Here is a 20,044-nt window from a genome sequence, read left to right on the forward strand (position 1 = left end):
TATTGCGCTGCCATTTTATGAGGTTGCTAACGTGAATACTGCTATCCCTGTTGGAGCAAAGCGCTCGCTTTTGCCCTTATTATCTTTTGTGTTGCTGTTCCTAGGCAGCGGCCTGTATTTTCAAAGCCAAAATGTTGACTATGCCTTTTATCAACTCCCTGGCCATGTCGCCATTTTACCGGCCTTAATTTTTGCGGTTTGGCTGCACCGTGCACCTTTAACTCAGTCTATTGACGTAATTGTTAAAGGCGCAGGTAATAGCAATATCATCACCATGTGTTTGATTTATCTGTTAGCGGGCGCTTTTGCTAGCGTAGCCACCGCAACAGGCGGCGTCGATGCAGTGGTAAATGCGGGTTTAAGTATTGTACCCGCCGCCTTTATCCTACCGGGTTTATTTGTTATTGCGGCCTTGGTGTCTACTGCAATGGGGACCTCTATGGGCACCATTGGCGCACTGGCGCCTATTGCGGTTGGACTGGCCAATCAAGCCGATCTTAACCCCGCCGTGGTGGCTGGCGTGCTGTTAAGCGGCGCCATGTTTGGTGATAACCTATCGATTATTTCGGATACTACTATTGCGGCAACCCGCACGCAGGGTGCCAATATGGCCGATAAATTTAAAGAAAATATAAAGATTGCTTTACCCGCCGCCCTGGCCACCTTGGTCGCCTTTAGTTTACTCACTACCCCAGCGAATACTATCAGTGCAGAAGCCTTTAACTGGACAGGTGTTTTACCTTATGCCGCCATTTTAGTCTTAGCGGTAATGGGCTTAAATGTATTTGTGGTATTACTGCTCGGTATTGTGTTAGCCGCGTTGCAAGGCAGTATTTTTGCCGACTATGCCATTACCAATCTGGGCAAAGATATCGCCACCGGCTTTGCCGATGTGCAAGAAATTTTCCTTTTGGCTATGTTAGTCAGTGCCTTAAGTGAGTTTATTAAGCAACAAGGTGGCCTGCAGTGGATCTCAGAGCAAGTGCAGCGTTTTACGCAAAAACTGCAATTAGTTGGTAATAAAGCGCAACAACTGGCCATTGCGGCTTTAGCCTTTATCAGTAACCTTTGTATCGCCAACAATACTGTTGCCATCGTGCTAACCGGCGAAGTCAGTCGCAATTTGGCGCAGCAGCATCATATCAGCCCGAAGCGCAGTGCCAGCTTATTAGATATTTTTGCTTGTATCAGCCAAGGCTTAGTGCCTTATGGTGCTCAGGCTTTACTACTTGGGGCGAGCTTTGGCATTTCCCCTTGGCAAGTAATCACGCATAACTATTACTGTTTAATTTTGTTAGTGGTGGCGTTAGCCGTGGTACTGCTAAGAACCCCTTCCAAGCAAAGTGCCAGCTAGGCTGGCACTGTCTCAAGCAGAGTAAAACGGCTTAGGGCCGACGACAATTAGGCAGCGCGCCTTGCGCTTGCCGTTGTGTGAACTGATTAGTGGCTAGCGGCATATTTTGTTGCAAGGTGCGAATACGCGTATCGGGGATCGGGTGGCTAGATAAAAATTCCGGCACCCTCGCGCCATTCGCGCCAGCCATATTACGCCATAGCGTAATCGACTCTTCTGGATTAAAGCCAGCTTTCGCCATTAAGTCTAAGCCAATAATATCGGCTTCCGTTTCATGGGTGCGACTAAACGGCAACGCCACACCAACTTGCGCCCCTAAACCTAAAGCCGCCATCAACTGAGGTTGATATTGCACGTTATAAGCTTTTGCACTTGCGTCCGCCAAGGCTAACCCCGCTTGCAAAACTTGATTGGTCGATAAACGCTCATTGCTATGGCCGGCCATCACATGGCCAATTTCATGCCCCACCACGGCTGCTAACTGGGCAGGTGTTGCGGCAACTTTTAATAAACCGGTATAGACCCCCATTTTGCCACCAGGCAAGGCAAAAGCATTCACTTGATCGCTTTCAAAGACCACAATTTCCCAATTTTGCTGACGATACTCTTCAGGAGTTACTTTAAGTAAGGCATTCGCCACACATTGTACATAAGCGTTAACGGCTTTGTTGCTATTGATTTTTTGCTCCGCTTTCATTTGCTCAAAGGTTTGTGCGCCCATAGCATTCAGCTGATTATTATCAAATAACATCACCTGACGTCGGCCAGTAGGCGATTGGGCACAAGCGGTAAGTAAAATGGCACAAAGTGAAGTTACAACGAGCTTTTTTAACATGCTACATCCTTAAATCTGCAAATCCTGTTGCTGTAGTTTACCTAGCACCCATAAAAAAACCACCCAAAATGGGTGGTTTCTCAAGTTTGTTAAGAGTTCAACCCTGTGAACCTCAAAAAAAATCAACAGGCGCAAACTCTGAAAAAATAACTAAATTACAAGAAAGCTTTAACATAACATTGATTTGCCCCATCTCTAAAATGAAAATACCTAACAGCTAATAAAACGCCAAATTAAGCTGATTTTTGATGGTATAACAGTTCGCAACTACGATTCATGTATGAATAGCGCAGCTGCCAGTAAGGACAGATACTTAAACGGTTGTGATATTATGCGTTCAGTGCGCAGAACAAGATGCTTCAAACAATAAGAGAGAGTGCATGAAAAATAGCATAAAAATTACGGCTATCGTAATTGGAGCTCTGGCGATCGTGCTGATTATATTTTATGAGCAATTTAGCGGAAACAAGTTCAGCTATGAACGTACTGAGCAATTAACTCAACTGGAAATAGCGCCAAATCTGGTGACAAGCGAATTTAAGTCTCAGCATTCGTCAGTTTCTTTAAATCAGAATTTTTCTCTCGAATATGCCGCTCAGCCGCCAGTTGATAGCACCAATACTGCCAAAATGGATTATGATTCTGATTGGTGCATCGCAGCAAAGGATTTAAATCAGGAAGATATAGCCTACTTTGAGCAGGAGCTAAACGATTGGAATATCTCCAGAGGGCGAATCAGCACACCACTCCAATTTGGTGATGAGTATGTTCACCTATATAATAGTTCCCAGCTTACTGCTCCTTATATGGAAGTGTCATACGATGCTATTTGGCAACAAATCCAAGTCGGCAATATTTTTGCTATGATTGCAGCCTTGGGACGTGATGACTTTGATCGTGACAATAAGCGCAAAATAGCGGTCAGACTGGTTGTCCAAGGTCACACATCTAAGCCATTGAAGTATTTAATAACCGTCGAGTTAGTAAAAGCAAAAATGTTATATGAAGACACTAACCTAATTACCCCTGACATTGAAGAGCATCTCTACCGTGCTCTAGCTTACACTGCATATGGTATAAAATACGTTGACTTAGATGCTGCTTTTACTTACCTAAGGATAATAAACTCATCCGAATTTCCACTCAAACTGAACCCTATTCATGCATTAGGCAAAAATAACCGTATTGATGAGTATACCCTTGCACTGGAAAACTATATTTATAAGATGCGAACCGAAGAAAATATTACGCTTGCTTTTCCAATGGACGAACCACCCAAAGCTGCAAGGCATTATTTTGATAGCAGGCTCGCTTCTTTATATCGTGAATTTGGTGTTGCACTTAATGGCCTTAAAGTCATACTTCCTGAAACCACTGGCGCCATGCTGGAAGCTTCTGAGTGTGTACAAAAGCAAGTTCAATTCATTAATGATCTAGAGCGAGGTCGCAAAGCACGCCAGAGAGTACATTAAAATGTATTACTTGGTAGCTGCGACGATGGCCGAACAGTGCCAGATTCTGAGTTATGTAAGCTGGTTGTACTAATGTCCAGGCAGCCTGTGCTGAAAAAAGAAAGCTTCTGAGATATGAAATTAACAGCGATGACTAAGCAGGTAATACTTTCAAAAGCATAGTGGCGCAATATTTTGCGCCACTATGAGTACTTGCTGGATATGAAGCGTTGGAACATTGAATGTAGGGCTAAACTTGTGGGGATCCCTAAAAACTTAACCGGTTAAGTCATCAAAAAATTTCTTTACACCATCAAAGAAACCTTTCGATTTTGGTCGATGCATCGCCTCACTTTCACCGGTCATGCTGTCATCCAATTGCCGCAAAAGGTCTTTTTGCCGCTCAGAGAGCTTGACGGGTGTTTCAATTACGACTTTGCATACGAGATCGCCCACACCGCCGCCGCGTACCGATTGCACACCTTTGCCCCGTAAACGGAACATTTTATCCGTTTGCGTTTCGGCTGGAATTTTCAGCTTAACGCGGCCATCCAAGGTGGGAACGTCAATTTCACCACCTAAAGCAGCAGTTGCAAAACTCATCGGCACTTCACAGTACAAGTTGTTGCCATCACGCTGAAAGATCGGATGCGCTTTAACGCTTACCTGTACATACAAGTCACCAGCTGGTGCACCGTGCATACCGGCTTCACCTTCACCCGTTAAGCGAATGCGATCACCTGTATCAACACCCGCAGGGATTTTCACTGCCAGCGTCTTAGTTTTTTCGATGCGTCCTTCACCATGACACTTAGTGCAAGGTTCAGGAATAATCTTGCCACGGCCATTACAGGTAGGACAGGTTTGTTGTACGGCAAAGAAACCCTGCCGCATTGTGACCTGACCAGCACCATTACAGGTTGTACAAGTTTTCGCCGAAGTGCCCTTTTTAGCCCCTGAGCCGTCACAGCTATCACAAGCAACCATAGTAGGCACTTTGATATCAACTGACTTGCCTTTAACGGCCTCTTCCAGTGTTAGCTCTAGGTTATAACGTAAGTCTGATCCGCGCTGCGCCCGTGATTGACCACGACGACCACCGCCACCAAAGATATCACCAAATACATCACCGAAAATATCACCAAAGTCGGCATTACCACCGCCACCATGAGCACCACCGCGGTTTGGATCTACCCCGGCATGGCCGAAACGATCGTAGGCTGCACGTTTTTGCTCGTCAGACAAAACCTCATAGGCTTCCTGAACTTCTTTAAACTTCTCTTCCATGGCTTTATCACCCTGAGTACGGTCTGGGTGATATTTCATGGCGAGGCGTTTATAAGCCTTTTTGATGTCTTTATCGTCGGCGCCTTTAGCGACACCTAACACTTCATAATAGTCACGCTTGGACATAGATCTGTGCTTATTTCTCAGTAAAAGAGCTGCAGTATAACCTGCAGCTCAAATTAACGTTAATTACTTCTTGTCGTCTTTGACTTCTTCAAACTCAGCATCAACCACGTCATCAGCACCACCGGCTTGCTGAGCACCTTCGGTACCCCCTTGCTCACCTTTAGCTTGTGCTGCTTCCATCAGTTTTTGCGAAGCTTGGATCAGCGCCTGAGTTTTCGCTTCAATCTCAGCTTTATCACTGCCTTTAATGGCTGTTTCTAAATCCGCAATAGCTGTTTCAACCGCTTCTTTGTCATTTGTCGCTAAGGCTGAACCAACTTCCTCTAGCTGCTTACGGGTTGAATGCACCATTGCATCCGCTTGGTTGCGAGTTTGCACTAGCTCTTCAAACTTTTTATCTTCTTCGGCATTCAGTTCAGCATCACGTACCATTTTTGCAATTTCTTCTTCTGTTAAACCAGAAGAGGCCTTGATAGTGATTTTTTGCTCTTTGCCCGTATCCTTGTCTTTGGCAGACACATGTAAAATACCGTCAGCATCTAAATCGAAAGTCACTTCAATCTGTGGCTCGCCACGACGACCTGGACGAATACCTTCTAAGTTAAACTGACCCAGTGATTTGTTATCAGAAGCACGCTTGCGCTCGCCCTGTAATACATGGATCGTTACTGCAGACTGGTTATCATCAGCGGTTGAGAACACTTGCGACTTTTTGGTCGGGATAGTGGTGTTTTTCTCAATCAGCGCCGTCATTACGCTGCCCATAGTTTCGATACCCAGCGACAATGGCGTTACGTCTAATAATAGAACGTCTTTCACATCGCCTGACAGTACCGCACCCTGAATCGCCGCACCTACTGCTACCGCTTCATCTGGGTTTACGTCTTTACGTGGCTCTTTGCCAAAGAACGCCGTTACCGCTTCCTGCACTTTTGGCATACGGGTTTGACCGCCTACCATAATGATTTCGTCGATTTCGCTTACGCTTAAATCGGCATCAGCTAAGGCTTTTTTCAGTGGCTCTAAAGTACGTTGTACTAAATCATCCACCAAAGATTCTAACTTAGCGCGAGTAACCTTGATGTTCAGGTGTTTCGGGCCTGAAGCATCGGCCGTAATATACGGCAGGTTAACTTCGGTTTGTGAGGCTGAAGATAATTCAATCTTCGCTTTCTCACCGGCTTCTTTTAAACGCTGCATAGCTAATGGATCGTTACGCAGATCCATGCCCTGCTCTTTTTTGAACTCGTCAACCAAGTAGTTGATAACGCGGTTGTCAAAGTCTTCACCACCTAAGTGGGTATCACCATTAGTGGCTAATACTTCGAAGGTTTGCTCGCCGTCTACGTCATCAATTTCAATGATAGAGATATCGAAAGTACCACCACCTAAGTCATACACTGCAACTTTGGTGTCGCCTTTCTTCTTATCCATACCATAAGCCAGGGCCGCAGCCGTTGGCTCGTTGATAATACGTTTCACATCTAAACCGGCAATACGGCCAGCATCTTTTGTTGCCTGACGCTGCGCATCGTTAAAGTAAGCAGGTACTGTGATAACCGCAGCAGTAACTGGCTCGCCCAGATAATCTTCTGCTGTTTTCTTCATCTTTTTCAGTACTTCCGCAGAAATTTGCGGCGCCGCTAACTTTTTGCCTTTAACTTCGACCCAAGCATCACCATTATCTGCTTTAACAATTTGGAATGGCATGATTTTGATATCACGCTGTACTTCTTCGTCTTCAAAACGACGACCAATTAAACGCTTGATAGCGAACAGGGTGTTTTTCGGGTTGGTAACAGCCTGACGTTTCGCAGGTTGACCAACTAGAACTTCGCCATCTTCTGCATAAGCAATAATTGAAGGCGTTGTGCGCGTACCTTCGGCGTTTTCTAATACTCTTGGTTTGTCACCATCTAAAATGGCCACACATGAGTTGGTTGTACCTAAGTCAATACCAATGATTCTACCCATAACTACTCTCCACCTAATATTCTGAACAATGCAACATTGCGATGACCGATTAGTGGGGATTAGCCCTGATCTATTCAAGGTTATAAAGAGTAATTTTTTATGTTAAGTGGCGAAAAAATGTTTAAATGCGCCTAAAAAGCAAAAGCCATTAACTTCTGCGCGATGATAGCGCTATAATCTTTAGATGATTTTTAATGCCAACAGGACTTGTTATGCCATTACTCGATAGCTTTACCGTAGACCATACCATTATGAAGGCGCCAGCGGTTCGTATTGCCAAAAAGATGAATACGCCAAAAGGCGATGCAATAACGGTTTACGATTTACGTTTTTGCGTGCCTAACGAAGAAATCTTATCGGAAAGAGGTATTCATACGCTTGAGCATCTATTCGCCGGCTTTATGCGTGATCATTTAAACGCCAACGATGTAGAGATTATTGATATTTCGCCTATGGGCTGTCGTACTGGTTTTTATATGAGTTTAATCGGTACGCCTGACGAACAACGTGTCGCCACGGCTTGGCAAGCGGCAATGAATGACGTACTGCAGGTTGCCAGCCAACAAGATATTCCTGAACTGAATATCTACCAATGTGGTACAGCACAAATGCACTCGCTAGAGGAAGCGAAAGACATCGCGCAAAATATTATCAAGCGTGGAGTGGGGGTAAACCGCAATGACGAGTTAGCCTTACCTGCGGAAGTGCTGCAAAAACTTTAAAGACGTCCTCCTATAAACAAAGGGCCAAATTTGGCCCTTTGTTTTTTAGTTTTAGTTTTTTAGTTTTTTAACGTATCTGATTTCGCCCAGCATGTTTTGCTTGATAAAGCGCTTTATCAGCAGCCTCTATCAGATCAGCCGCATGATTAGGACGGATTTCATCTGTTGCCGCTACCCCTGCAGAGAAAGTGCAGTTAAAAAAATTCGCATGATAAGCAAATTTCAGTTGGCGAAAGGTTTCCAAAATGCCTTTTACGATAGTTCTAGCCTGTTCACCAGAGCAATCGGGTAATACCAACATAAATTCTTCACCACCGTAGCGACCGGCACGATCGGTTTTTCGAATACGCTTCCGAAGTAACGTCGCCAGCGCAGTAATCACTAAATCGCCCGTGGCATGACCATAGTTGTCATTAACATCTTTAAAGTGATCAATATCTAACATCACAATGCTTAATGGCTTTTGTGCTCGGGTGGCCCGCTCAAACTCAAGCGCTGCCGCCTCTTTGATAGCACTATGTTTAACCAAGTGAGTTAGGCTGTCTTTTTCAATTAAATTCTTTATCTCAAAGCTGCGAGCTAACCGCACTTTCACGGATTGGACAAGCAACACATCATCGATGGGCTTAGTTAAAAAATCATCCCCCCCGTGTGACAGTGCATGTACCTGTAAGGTTTTATTTAACTCTGAGGATAAAAACACGATAGGTAAACGTTTGAAATTACGATATTGCCGCAGTAACCCCGCAATCTCAGGACCAGAGAACTCAGGCATATACAAATCCATTAACAACAAGTCAGGTTGAAATTTCAGTAGCTCACTGATGATATTGGGCACACTATTCACCACATGCGTTTCAATACCCGCTGCATTCAACACTAATTCATAATGTTCAGCTAATAGATAATCATCTTCAACTATCGCCACTCTGCCAGCCAAACGACTACCTTGATCTATCAGCTCAGTTACCGTAGTAATGATGTTTGGTATATCCAAAGGTGAGATAAAAAACGCATCAGCCCGTTGTTGAGCAGCTTTAATTCTCAAAGAAAATGAATCTAACTCGGAATACACCACCAAACGAACTTGTTGTTTACTTAACTGTTTTAACAGTGCCTTTTGCTGAAATAATTCAGCGTCGTTATCCAGACTAACCGCAGAAAAAAGCACAGTAGGTAATTGTTTCTGCAGTTTTTCAAAACACTCGGCATAACTATGCAACGAGAGCACCTGATGGCCAAAGGCAGCAAGCTGGGTACTTAATTCATCTAATAACTTACCCTCAGGCAAAATGAGCCAAATGGTGCCTGGTGTAGTCTTATGCTCTTCAACGGCTTGTTGACTGGGTTTCTCAAGATTAATCGCCGCTAATACTACAGCACGAAACTCAATCAGCGCTTTACGTAATAAGGGGAAAGCCTGCTCCTGTTCTTCGTGAGGTTTTAAGGTTATGTCTTTAACCAATTGTTCAATTTGCCTAGCAGCTAAACCCAACTCATGCTGCCCAAAAGTACCACAGGCTCCCGCCAGTTTATGCGCCTCGGCTAACAAACTTTTTAATTGTTCAACATTAGGCTCTTGAGCATACTTCAACATTTGCTCGGCACGCTCGGGTAACCCCTGCTCAAAACGCTTTCGTAAACCACTGAAGGCTGCAGATAAATCTGGCTTAGTATTATTTCTCAAAACGACTTCCTATCAGCATGACTCATGCTTAGCATTTTGCCGGTAAATTAACAAAAAAGGTGGTTCCTTTATCCGTTTCAGTCTTGAAGCGAATACGCCCTCCCATCTGCACAACCATCTCTTTACAAATAGCTAAGCCTAAACCAGTACCACCACTTTGCCGCAAATTAGACCCATCCGCCTGCGCAAAACGCTCGAACACACGCGGTTGGAACTCAGCAGGTATACCAGCCCCCTCATCAGTGACTGCAAGTTCGATTTCAGTATCAATAGTCTGCGCGGTTAACAGCACCACACCGTCTTTAGGAGAAAACTTAATGGCATTGGATAGCAAGTTAGTTAATACCTGTTGTAGTCTTAACGAATCAGCCAATATCGTCGGTATCGGCTGCTGACATTGATAATGCAATTGAACTTTGTGCTGATTGGCAAAAGGTAAAAGATTTTCAATCGACTGTACCAGCTCATTTTTAACATTAAGAGGTTGGATGTCAAAAGGCATTTTACCCGCAATAAGCTTATCAATATCCAATAAATCATTAATTAATTGTTTAAGACGATTACTGTTATTTTCGGCCACAGTTAGCAGTTTTTGCATAAACAGCGGGATTTCGCCTAATTTCCCCGAGTTGATTAAGGCTAAAGAACCACTAATTGCGGTTACAGGGGTACGCAACTCATGGCTAACGGTGGAGATAAAGGCGTCTTTCATTTGTTGTAAAAGCATCCGCTCAGTTACATCTTGAACTGAACCCACTAATGTTTGTTCAGGATACTCGTCTAACGGTAACAATCTAGCTAATTCATGCACCCAGCGTATGGTACCATCCGGTCTGATAATACGATGTACGACATTATGCAATCCTGTTTCTAAAGCGCGCTGCTCGCTCTCTGCGACCAGTTGGCGATCTTGAGGATGCAGAGTACTTTTAAATAACGCCACGCTCGGCATTACATTTTCATCAAAGCCAAAAATCTGATAAATCACCGGTGACCACCACAATTCTCCAGTAACTAAAGAGGCTTGCCAAAAGCCGATTAACGCCGTTTCGCTGGCCATCTCTAGGCGTTGTTGACTTAGTTTCAGCTCGCTATTTACCCGTTCTAATTCCAAATAGTGGAGTTTGCTGGTTGTTATATCTTCAATATAACCATGCCAAAGGGTACTGCCATCAGGCATTGCTTCGGGCGTCGCTCGGCCAGCCATCCAAGCAGGAGACCCGTTTTGCTGAATGACACGATATTGATGTTGCCACAGAGACAAATGCTTCGCCGAGACGTTAATACTGTCTGCAAGCCCAACCAAGTCGTCAGGGTGGATCTTGGCAAAGACCGAACTGGCATCGGTTTTTACCTGTTCTGGAGAAACGCCATAAATTTTTCTGATATTTTCACTGGCATAAGGAAACGCGACACGACCATCTGGCCACTGTTGGTATTGATAAACCACTCCTGGCAGCTGCGAAGTCAGCTTCAATAACTGCTGCTTAAGTGATTTTTCTTCCGTAATATCTAAAATAAAACCGTCAAGATAAGTGACTTCATCTACGCTGTTATATTCTGCCCGTCCACGTTCCTCGACCCATCGAATCAATCCAGAACGATGAATAATCCGATACTGTAGTAACCAATGCTGCTTATGTTGAACAGCATAAGCAACCTCTTGTTCTAGTCTCGCGCTATCCTCTGGGTGAATCACACTGGCATAAGTACGAACGCTATTTTTGATGAAATCACTGGCAGGGTATCCTGACAGCGGATCAATGCTGCCACTCATATAAATCATGGTCCAATCTTTATCGGCTTGACAACGATAGGTTATACCCGGAATATTTGCGACTAAGGCTTGAAACTGATCTCGACTCGCTTTAAGCGCCTGATCTGCTAATTTTTGTTCTGTAATATCAGCATGAGTACCATACATCATTAGCGGTTTACCGTCGTCAGTCCAGCTAACAACGCGCCCACGATCATGCACCCAAACCCAATGACCTGCTTTATGCTTCATCCGACAGACACAATCGTAAAATGCTAGCTCACCGGCAAAATGCTGCGTCAGTAATTTTTCAGATTCTACCAGATCATCTGGATGCGCAAAGGCTAACCAAGTATTAATATCTAGATGAGTAAAATCAGCTAGACGATAGCCTATAATGTCAGCCCAGCGTTCATTAAATAGCGTTTCTCCCGTTTGTACATTCCACTGCCAAGTACCAATACGGGTACCATCTAACACCGAGCGGTACATTAGCTCACTGGCAGCTAATTGTTGGTGGACTTGCTCTTGCAAACGGTCAACAATTCCTTGTTCAACTAACTTAGCAAAGCCGCTAAGTATTTTTCGCTCATCTGCGTTTAATACCCGAGGCTTGTGATCAATAATGCAAAGTGTGCCTATCCGTTGCTTATGATAGGACAGCGGCATCCCAGCATAAAAACGAATAAAAGGCGCGCCAGTCACTAAAGGATTATCAGCAAAACGCGGATCCTGAATGGCATCTGAAATTTCAAACAGATCTTCATTTAAAATGGCATGACCACAAAAAGAAATATCGCGCGGGGTTTCGCTAGCACCTAGCCCTTGGCAAGATTTAAACCATTGCCGGTTGGTATCAATGAGAGAAATAAGAACAATCTCAGTGCCTAAACATTGCTGCACAAGCTGAGTAATGCGATCAAAACGAGGCTCGCTGGGGGTATCCAACAACGCCGCATTTAACAAGGCGCTAAGACGTGCTGACTCATTTTCTGGGATCTTAGGTATTTGCATATACTCTACCGTTTATTTTATTGTTCTTCTAAAAAATGCTGTTAGATCAACAGTAGCGATAATTGTTCGTAAAAGATGAGCAATAACAGCTTGGTGAATACCTAGATAAAATGAAACTTATTGAGCGACTACATATTCTTGGTACAAGTTCTCCAACATTTCGCCTAACAACATAGGATCAAAAGGTTTTTCGATTACTGCTATGGCGCCCGCATCTAAATATTGCTGTTTTTCAACTTGTTGAATCTTCGCGGTCATAAATACCACAGGCGTACTGTCGAGAGGTGCGAGCTGGCGCAGCCGCATTAAAGTTTGCAATCCATCCATTCCAGGCATCATCACATCTAATAAAATCAGTTGCGGTTTAAAAGTTTCTACCTGTGCCAAAGCGCTTTGGCCGCTGTCACAACTTAGCAGCGTAAATCCAGCGACATCAATTAAGGCAATTTCCGCTACAGCTCGAATAGACTCATCATCTTCAACATGCATAACCCGCTGTAACGTCATAGCTCTGCCTTATTTACTATTATCTGACCATACTAAAAACTGCAGCTCCCATACTCTATCTAAGAGCATGCTGATTTAGTCACCCTTGCTGATAGCATTAATTATCTCTGCCACTATTGCAAGTTATGCCACTATTATTTTCTTAATAAGCTGCGGCACAAGGGCAGCAATTTAAGCAAAAAAACTGGCCATGTTAAGATGACTGACTACACCGATCCAGTAAATAAACTAAGTGCTGATACTCAATACCACTATTTCGGCTTAATCCAATTTCACAAGTACGACTACTCGATACACCTTGTGAGCACTTACTTACCTGCTTAGCCAAACCAGTCAAAGCCGAAGCATTCAGTTCTGGCATAAAGAAACCTTTGTCACCGGCAAAGCCACAACAAGAAATCCCCTCTGGGATCACCAACTGTTCAGTGCAAGCAGTAACCAATTGCTTCATTTTTTCGGTCTGGCCTAATTGCGTCGCACTGCAGCTAATATGCAGCGCTATTGGCGTAGCTTGTTTGCGCAGTTGCAGTTTTGGTAGCACAAACTCGCTGATAAAATCGATACTGTCATAGAGCTTAAGGCGCGCGTCCAGTTTGCCTTTTAACGTTAGGCTACAAGGGCTAGTATCAGAAAATACCGGGATTTCACCTTGATGGGTATGCTGCAGCAGCCAGTCATTCAATTGCTGTTGTTTGCTATCTTGCGCGGCAAACTGCCCTTTCGATTGAAACGGCATACCACAACATTGGTGCTCTAGCCCTGCTGGCATGAGCAATTGATAGCCAGCTTTTGCCAGTAAGTCAGCACTTACCTGCTGTAAACTGCGCGGATCTTTACTACCCGCCATGGGCGCCATCACCCTGTTACTACAGCTGCTTAAATAAATAACCGGTTTAAGTGCCTGCTTAGGCTCTGCTGCAGTCGTTGTCTTCAGGTTAATCCTATTCGCAGTAGGCATAGCGGTATGCCAAAATGGGGTGGCTTTACCAATTAGCTTGTTACTAAGTTGCCCCAAGCGCAGGCCAAACTTTGCCAAGGTGGTCAGGCCGCTAAAATGGCGAGCAGCAAAACCAGCAATTGCTTGATAGCGTTGGTTGTCCATAGCCCGTAATTGTCGGGTTAAATCACCGGTATTAATACCGACTGGACAAGCAGTGCTACACATACCGCAGGCAGCGCAACTGCTATTGCCTTGGTAGTGATAGCTCGCTTTTAGCGCAACTAATTGCGCGCTATTGTCGCCACTGGCCGCTAAACGGCTGATTTCACGCTGTGCCACAATGCGTTGGCGCGGCGTTAAGGTCAGCTTACGTGAGGGACATACTGGCTCACAAAAACCACATTCAATACATTTGTCGACTAAAGGATCCGTTGCCGGTAAAGCTTTTAGATGCTTTAAATGAATTGTTTTATCATGGCTTAGTATCACGTCAGGATTAAGAATATGCTGAGGATCAAATAGCTTTTTTAGCTGCCACATTAACTGATAAGCATCACTCCCCCACTCCAACTCAACAAAGGGTGCCATATTGCGCCCCGTGCCATGCTCCGCTTTTAAGGCCCCCCCAAACTCCACCGCCACCAACTGCCCGACCGCTTGCATAAAAGCGTCGTAACGCGTTACCTGTTCGGGCGAATCAAAACCTTGCGTAAATACAAAATGTAAATTTCCTTCCAGCGCATGGCCAAAGATTATCGCCTCATGATACTGATAGCGATCAAACAGTTGCTGTAAAGCCTGCACGCCCTCGGCTAAGCGTGATAAAGGAAAGGTGACATCTTCAATAACAACCGTAGTCCCGGTTGGCCTTACCGCCCCCACCGCAGGAAAAGTCCCCTTGCGGATCGCCCAGAGTTGCTCATAGACCTTGGGATCGCTGCTAAAATCCACCCGCTGTTCGGTAGTAAAACCAGCCAACAGTGTGGTGATTTCACTAAGTTGCTGAGCCAACAAAGTTGAAGTGGCTGCCCGGCTTTCAATTAACAGCGCTGCCGCACCGTCGGATAAGGTCGCGACCCAATCTGGGAGGCCAGGTTTAGCTTGCACCGAGCGTAAACTGCGTCTGTCCAATAGCTCTACCGCCGATACTGGCGCATTTTTTAATATCGTCACGGCCTGACAGCAGCTCACAATATCAGGAAATACCCAAAGCGCAGTAGCCTTATGCGGATGCTCTGGCACCGTATGGTAAGTCACGCTACTAATAAAGCCCAAGCAGCCCTCTGAGCCCACCATCAAATGGATCAGAATATCGATCGGATCGGTAAATTCTGTTAGCGCATTTAACGAAAACCCCATAGTGTTTTTTAAGCGGTATTTGTGGCGGATTTTCTCGCTCAGCTCAGGGTTAGCGCGGCATTGTTCTGCGAGTATAGCGAGTTGTTGCAATAAGTTGGCGTGACTTTGTCGAAAGGCCGCGACACTGGCAGCGTCTTCAGTATCCAGCACAGTGCCATCAAATAACACCACACGCATAGCGGCTAGCGTATTAAAGCTATTTTGCGCCGTGCCACAGCACATACCACTGGCATTATTGGCGACGATACCGCCTATTTTACAGCTATTAATCGATGCCGGATCTGGGCCTATTTTTCGACCATATGGCGCCAGCCATTTATTAGCTTGGGCACCAATTACGCCAGGATCTAAACGAATTTGCTCCCCCAAACCCCGAATATGGTGCTGTTGCCAGTTCTCGCCCAGTACCAGCAACACGGAGTCGGTTACCGCTTGCCCAGATAAACTGGTACCCGCAGCACGAAAGGTGAGTGCCACCTGATAGCGATTAGCAAGCTGAAGTAACTGCACCACTTCTGCTTCGCTTTCAACCCGCAAGACTAATTGTGGCGTAAGACGGTAAAAACTGGCATCAGTGCCAAAAGCTAGCCTTGATAGCGGATCGGCAAAATAGCGATCACTGGGTATCACAGCCTGCACGGCTTGAATAAACTGCGGATGCATGCAAACCTCAAGCGTTAACGCGGTATGCTTTGATAATACGCCATCCGCTTGCGGTTTGTCTGCTTTTTACTTACGCTGCAGCGCTTTACGCTGTTGATATTGTTTGAGGAAACTCGCGGCATTAGTTTGATACCAGCCATAGCCACGCTGTCGCTCTACAGATAACTGACTGACCTTATCGTACACTTTGCCATCGCGATCATAAAACACAGGCAAACCTGTCGTAATATCATAAAACCTCGCCCAAACATGGCTGCCGGGCTCATCAATTAAAGATAACCGTCCATCTTGATCTCGCACATGTCGCTTATCAACAATTTTCTTTTGTTCTAACCAATTAGCCGCTGCGCTGACTGCCACACTAACCCCAGGGTAATCTATAGCATAATCTAAGAGCAATTCTAAAAGCTTAGCGCTTTCGCTACTGACTAAGGCAATCTGCTCATAACGCCTCGCAATCACGGGCTGACCAGATATAGGATGATGCTGAGCAGCCCAAACCGTTAACTGCCCATCGACATTAATTTGATTGGCCAATAACCAGTCGACAGCGCGATAAAAACTGTCTTTAGCTTTCGCTCTTAACGTTGACGACAGCATATCAAAATTAGGATTGGCCGATACTTGCCATAAGGTTTCCAGCAAAAGATACATAGCATTATCATTTAAGGTAATCGCATCATGATAGCCGCCTTGTAAAGGATAAGATTGCGGAAAGCCACCATTGGGGTATTGCGCCTGTAAAATTAAGCTTATCGCGCGTTCTATACTCAACGTAATGCGTGCTTGTTGCTCAGCTGTTGCCTTTGGATAGAAATTCGCTAACCAGAATACTTGTGTTGTGGTAGCGTCATTATCAAAGGTCGGAACATAACGAGGCTCACTGCCATAATGCTGACTAGGCTGTCTCGGTAATCGCATATCGGTGCGCTTACTCCAACCGCCTGAAGGCGTTTGAAAACTCATCACTGCCTCCGCTGCTGCGGCATCGGTAATGGCTTCTAAACCAAAGTGTTGCGCTTTGCTTGCAGCCAAAATAGTCGCTGTCCCTAAGCGCTGCTGCTCAGCCGCTAACTGCGCTTTATCTAATTGTCTCAGCTGCTCTGATTGCTGTAGGTACTGCAGCCACTCACTGGTTAAAGGCTGCTCCTGCCAGTAGTTGGCCGCCCAAGCGGGCGACCACAACCATGCATTAAGCCAGAATAGATAACCTAGTCGACGTAATGCGCTTAACATTAGAAAGTTCCCCTTACTCCCAACAGATACTGCCGACCTGTCAATAGATACTCGTAAGGACGCGGTGTATATAAATCGCTCCACTGTGTATTGGCTTCATTGGTCAAGTTAATGGCCTCAAAGCTAAAAGACATAGTTTTGCTAAATTTATATCTTGCTGAAAAATTCAGTTGAGCTTTATCTTCTAGACCACGACCGAATAATCCTTCATCCCGATATTTATTTAAATACTCTTTGATAAAGCGTTCACGGAAATTGTAAGAGAAACGCGCACTAAATTTTTCATACTCGTAATACACAGTAGCATTATAGGTACGCTTAGAGGTTTCCTCCGCCATCAGTGTCACTTGCTCGAGGGTAAAGGGATCGGTGATGTCTTGCTCATAATCAATCAAGGTTAAGTTTGTTTGCAAACCAAACCGATTAAATGGCTCTGGTAGCATGGTAAAAGGTTGTTGATAAATAAACTCTAACCCTCTTACGCTTTCACCCGGTGTATTAACCAGTTGGGAAATATCCCATGTTACTGTGGCAGGATCACGATCACCGATATCAATCCCTAACTGCTCCAATTGCTGGGCCGTTAAGACTTCTTGACGCGTGCCGCGGGTTAATCCCGTCATATCTTTATAGAAGAACGCCACGGCTAGTAAGGCTTCTTCATCAAAATACCATTCTAAACCAAGATCAAGCTGGTCGGCTTCGTAAGGGCGTAACGTAGGGCCAGCACCCAGCTGGATCGTAGCCGTATCGTTATTGGCAGTACTTGGCCGCGTGACACGAATAGCAGAAGCTAAATCACTTAAAGGAGGACGTGTAATAGCTTTAGACACACTAAAACGCCCTACCAAATCGTCAGTAATATCATAAGCAAGGTTTAAGCTGGGTAAAAAATCATTACCTTCACTTACAGTGTAACGCCAGCCATAGCCGTCAGCAAAGTTTGCCCCAGCACCGCGACCAGCGGTATAACCATCGCGATAAATATGATCTAAGTTAACAATACCAGAGGTGTTTTTATTATCTAAATAACGGCCACCAATATTTCCGCGTAACTCGCGATCAAAGAGCTCCATCCGAAAATCAAGTTGTAAATATAGACCTTGAACTTGCTCTTCTAAATCATAGGTACTGTTGTAGCGTTCTTTTGCTTCAAAAAATGCGCGATTGTTAAATGCATCAAATACCTTGCCATAGTTAGTGGTTAGCCAACTGTTCGCCGATAAAGTAGAGTTTCCAGGCACACTAGCTGCATTACCAAAAAACTGTCCTGCTTGCGCTAACGTTAACGCATACAGTGAGCCTGCCGTTAAGTTAGGATCCAGTTCTTGCACTTGTACTTCAGCCACTTGCCCACTCACACTGTTATTAGCTGTATTGATATTGCGCCAGCCATTATCACGTTGCACATTGGCAGTGCTAAAAGTGCGGTGATTTACCCCCCACTTTAAGGTGTATTGATCTGAGAACTCATAAGCAAAATGTAATGAAAGGTTTTTGTTTTCACTATTGATTTGCTGATTACGATTACGAATTAACCCTAAACTATATAAATCAGGATTTAGCATTAATTGCTCCAATTCGGCTTTGGTATAACTAGCACCAAAGGCTTGCGCAGGAGCAAAGGCAAAGGCCGGAATATTCATATTCAAATTACCTTGGCCAATAGCTGTACCAGTTTGGCTAATCAAGGTTAGCGGATCGATACTACTGTCATAACTATATGAGAAGGTTGAATTAAAACTATCTAAGGCAAAGGTGCGTTGATACGGGATATCCAAGTCAGATTTACCCATACCCACCAAAAAGTTCATCCGCAACTTTTCGTTGATATGCCAATCACCACTAAAGGTCACTTGTTTAAATGTAGAATCAGAAACATCTTGCCTTGCTTCAGATCGAATTGGTACACCAGATAAGGTCGCTGCGACTATGGTATTGTTCGCATCAACGACCAAGTTTTCAGCGAAAATATTAGTACGGCTTGACACGTTATTACGCAACAATGCTGAATATTGGAATTCATCCATAGTGCTATCAAGCCCAGCGTATAGAAAATCAACATTTAAGGTTAAATCATCTATAGGCCGATATTGGAACGCCGCGGTGATCCCTAACCGATCTTGTTGCTTATTAAAAATCGAGTAGCGTGGTAATCTGGGTAACCAAAGTCCTTCCATATTTTCATTGGTATAAGCACCTTTGGGTGATAATTGCGTAACTGGCGCGGCCGTTAATTTGTTATTAGCACCACCTGCTGTCCAAGCTGGGTTATTTACAGTCCAACGGCCAGTGGTAACCCCTTCGCTCTGCACCAACCCTTCGGAGTAAGCCGCTGAAACTAAGACACCAAATTTATTGTCCCAATTTTTACTAAGCATTAACGACGCTCTGGGAGTCACTTCTTCTGCCACATCGTTGTAACGGGCGTTTACGTTATAGGCAAACTTGGTATCTTGATATTGAAAAGGTCGTGCGGTTTGTAAGTTGACATTACCGGAAATACCACCATCTTCTAATTCAGCAGCTAAGGTTTTATTAATATCAATTTGCGTGAACAGCTCTGACGCAAACACATTAAAATCAAAAGCTCGGCTTTTATTAGAACCACCAGCCGCATCGGTTGCCGCACCAGCAGACGCAGATTCCATACCATTAATAGTGGTTTTAACAAAGGTCGCACCTAAACCACGCAAACTAATTTGCCGCCCTTCACCGGCATCTTGTTCAATGGCAATACCAGGTACTCGGGCCAAACTATCAGCGACGTTTAAGTCAGGAAATTTGCCCAAGTCTTCGGCCAAAATCACTTCTTTTGACCCCACCGCATCACGTTTGGCCATTAACGCCACATTTAAACTACTGCGGAAACCTGTTACTTCGATAATTTCAATGTCTTCTTCAGCTACGGGTTTTGCTGCTGTTTCTGTTTCCGCTTGCGCTAACACAAAACTGCTTGGCGTTAAGGCTAATAGCATGGCTAAAAAAAGTTTGTTTTTGTTAAAGTTGCCTGTCATTTGTTGTTCCCCTTATTGTTATGGTTAGCCGGTGTGATAAAACTCCGTGTTTTACCTAACGAATGCACCGCCTTTGCCACCGGTAGCAAAAAGCTTTAAAAAAATTATTTTTACTG

12 protein-coding genes are annotated in these 20,044 nt (G+C 44.6%); 3 read left to right on the forward strand and 9 right to left on the reverse strand.

Features of this window, described 5'->3' with window-relative positions; translation table 11 throughout:
* Window positions 1–31: 31 nt before the first annotated feature.
* Window positions 32–1,354 (forward strand): Na+/H+ antiporter NhaC family protein, encoded by a 1,323-nt coding sequence (locus tag ACO1PK_RS03610; RefSeq protein WP_423187307.1) that lies wholly within the window; start codon window positions 32–34, stop codon window positions 1,352–1,354.
* 31 nt (window positions 1,355–1,385) lie between these two features.
* Here ACO1PK_RS03610 and ACO1PK_RS03615 read toward each other — a convergent pair whose 3' ends face one another.
* Window positions 1,386–2,189 carry a M48 family metallopeptidase gene (locus ACO1PK_RS03615; protein ID WP_423187308.1) on the reverse strand — a complete coding sequence of 268 codons (804 nt, stop codon included), beginning with the start codon at window positions 2,187–2,189 and terminating at the stop codon, window positions 1,386–1,388.
* A 380-nt stretch (window positions 2,190–2,569) separates the two neighbouring features.
* On the opposite strand from ACO1PK_RS03615, the gene ACO1PK_RS03620 reads away from it, so the two are divergent.
* Window positions 2,570–3,661, forward strand: a complete 1,092-nt coding sequence (locus ACO1PK_RS03620; RefSeq protein ID WP_423187309.1) for a hypothetical protein — start codon at window positions 2,570–2,572, stop codon at window positions 3,659–3,661.
* Window positions 3,662–3,916: 255 nt separating this feature from the next.
* Here ACO1PK_RS03620 and dnaJ read toward each other — a convergent pair whose 3' ends face one another.
* Both dnaJ and dnaK read right to left on the reverse strand, forming a co-directional pair.
* Window positions 3,917–5,053 carry a molecular chaperone DnaJ gene (gene dnaJ / locus ACO1PK_RS03625; protein WP_423187310.1) on the reverse strand — a complete coding sequence of 379 codons (1,137 nt, stop codon included), beginning with the start codon at window positions 5,051–5,053 and terminating at the stop codon, window positions 3,917–3,919.
* A gap of 63 nt (window positions 5,054–5,116) precedes the next feature.
* Entirely contained in the window at window positions 5,117–7,027 is a 1,911-nt protein-coding gene (gene dnaK / locus ACO1PK_RS03630) for a molecular chaperone DnaK (RefSeq protein WP_423187311.1), read from the reverse strand.
* Between the two features lie 212 nt (window positions 7,028–7,239).
* Here dnaK and luxS point away from each other — a divergent pair, with 212 nt between their 5' ends.
* Window positions 7,240–7,749 (forward strand): S-ribosylhomocysteine lyase, encoded by a 510-nt coding sequence (gene luxS, locus ACO1PK_RS03635; protein ID WP_423187312.1) that lies wholly within the window; start codon window positions 7,240–7,242, stop codon window positions 7,747–7,749.
* A gap of 67 nt (window positions 7,750–7,816) precedes the next feature.
* Here the strand turns inward: luxS and ACO1PK_RS03640 are convergent, their stop codons facing one another.
* The 6 genes from ACO1PK_RS03640 to ACO1PK_RS03665 form a co-directional block, all read right to left on the reverse strand.
* Entirely contained in the window at window positions 7,817–9,436 is a 1,620-nt protein-coding gene (locus tag ACO1PK_RS03640) for a diguanylate cyclase (RefSeq protein ID WP_423187313.1), read from the reverse strand.
* A gap of 28 nt (window positions 9,437–9,464) precedes the next feature.
* Complete coding sequence (locus ACO1PK_RS03645) at window positions 9,465–12,206, reverse strand: PAS domain-containing protein (protein WP_423187314.1); 2,742 nt, start codon at window positions 12,204–12,206, stop codon at window positions 9,465–9,467.
* A 117-nt stretch (window positions 12,207–12,323) separates the two neighbouring features.
* Window positions 12,324–12,713: a response regulator gene (locus tag ACO1PK_RS03650; RefSeq protein ID WP_423187315.1), complete on the reverse strand. Its 390-nt coding sequence runs from the start codon at window positions 12,711–12,713 to the stop codon at window positions 12,324–12,326.
* A gap of 193 nt (window positions 12,714–12,906) precedes the next feature.
* Window positions 12,907–15,675 (reverse strand): FAD-binding and (Fe-S)-binding domain-containing protein, encoded by a 2,769-nt coding sequence (locus ACO1PK_RS03655; RefSeq protein WP_423187316.1) that lies wholly within the window; start codon window positions 15,673–15,675, stop codon window positions 12,907–12,909.
* A gap of 66 nt (window positions 15,676–15,741) precedes the next feature.
* Entirely contained in the window at window positions 15,742–16,911 is a 1,170-nt protein-coding gene (pelA, locus tag ACO1PK_RS03660) for a pectate lyase (protein ID WP_423187317.1), read from the reverse strand.
* Window positions 16,911–19,928: a TonB-dependent receptor gene (locus tag ACO1PK_RS03665; protein WP_423187318.1), complete on the reverse strand. Its 3,018-nt coding sequence runs from the start codon at window positions 19,926–19,928 to the stop codon at window positions 16,911–16,913. The genes pelA and ACO1PK_RS03665 overlap by 1 nt, the downstream gene beginning before the upstream one ends.
* Between the last annotated feature and the right edge of the window lie 116 nt (window positions 19,929–20,044).

This window comes from Alishewanella sp. d11 (assembly GCF_049390205.1).
In the GTDB taxonomy this organism is placed as follows: domain Bacteria; phylum Pseudomonadota; class Gammaproteobacteria; order Enterobacterales; family Alteromonadaceae; genus Alishewanella.

Excerpts from the sequence above, each read along its gene's own strand:
- dnaK (WP_423187311.1), bottom strand. The coding sequence starts at position 7,027 with ATGGGTAGAATCATTGGTATTGACTTAGGTACAACCAACTCATGTGTG.
- ACO1PK_RS03615 (WP_423187308.1), bottom strand. The coding sequence starts at position 2,189 with ATGTTAAAAAAGCTCGTTGTAACTTCACTTTGTGCCATTTTACTTACC.
- ACO1PK_RS03645 (WP_423187314.1), bottom strand. The coding sequence starts at position 12,206 with ATGCAAATACCTAAGATCCCAGAAAATGAGTCAGCACGTCTTAGCGCC.
- pelA (WP_423187317.1), bottom strand. The coding sequence starts at position 16,911 with ATGTTAAGCGCATTACGTCGACTAGGTTATCTATTCTGGCTTAATGCA.
- ACO1PK_RS03655 (WP_423187316.1), bottom strand. The coding sequence starts at position 15,675 with ATGCATCCGCAGTTTATTCAAGCCGTGCAGGCTGTGATACCCAGTGAT.
- ACO1PK_RS03665 (WP_423187318.1), bottom strand. The coding sequence starts at position 19,928 with ATGACAGGCAACTTTAACAAAAACAAACTTTTTTTAGCCATGCTATTA.
- ACO1PK_RS03620 (WP_423187309.1), top strand. The coding sequence starts at position 2,570 with ATGAAAAATAGCATAAAAATTACGGCTATCGTAATTGGAGCTCTGGCG.
- dnaJ (WP_423187310.1), bottom strand. The coding sequence starts at position 5,053 with ATGTCCAAGCGTGACTATTATGAAGTGTTAGGTGTCGCTAAAGGCGCC.
- luxS (WP_423187312.1), top strand. The coding sequence starts at position 7,240 with ATGCCATTACTCGATAGCTTTACCGTAGACCATACCATTATGAAGGCG.
- ACO1PK_RS03650 (WP_423187315.1), bottom strand. The coding sequence starts at position 12,713 with ATGACGTTACAGCGGGTTATGCATGTTGAAGATGATGAGTCTATTCGA.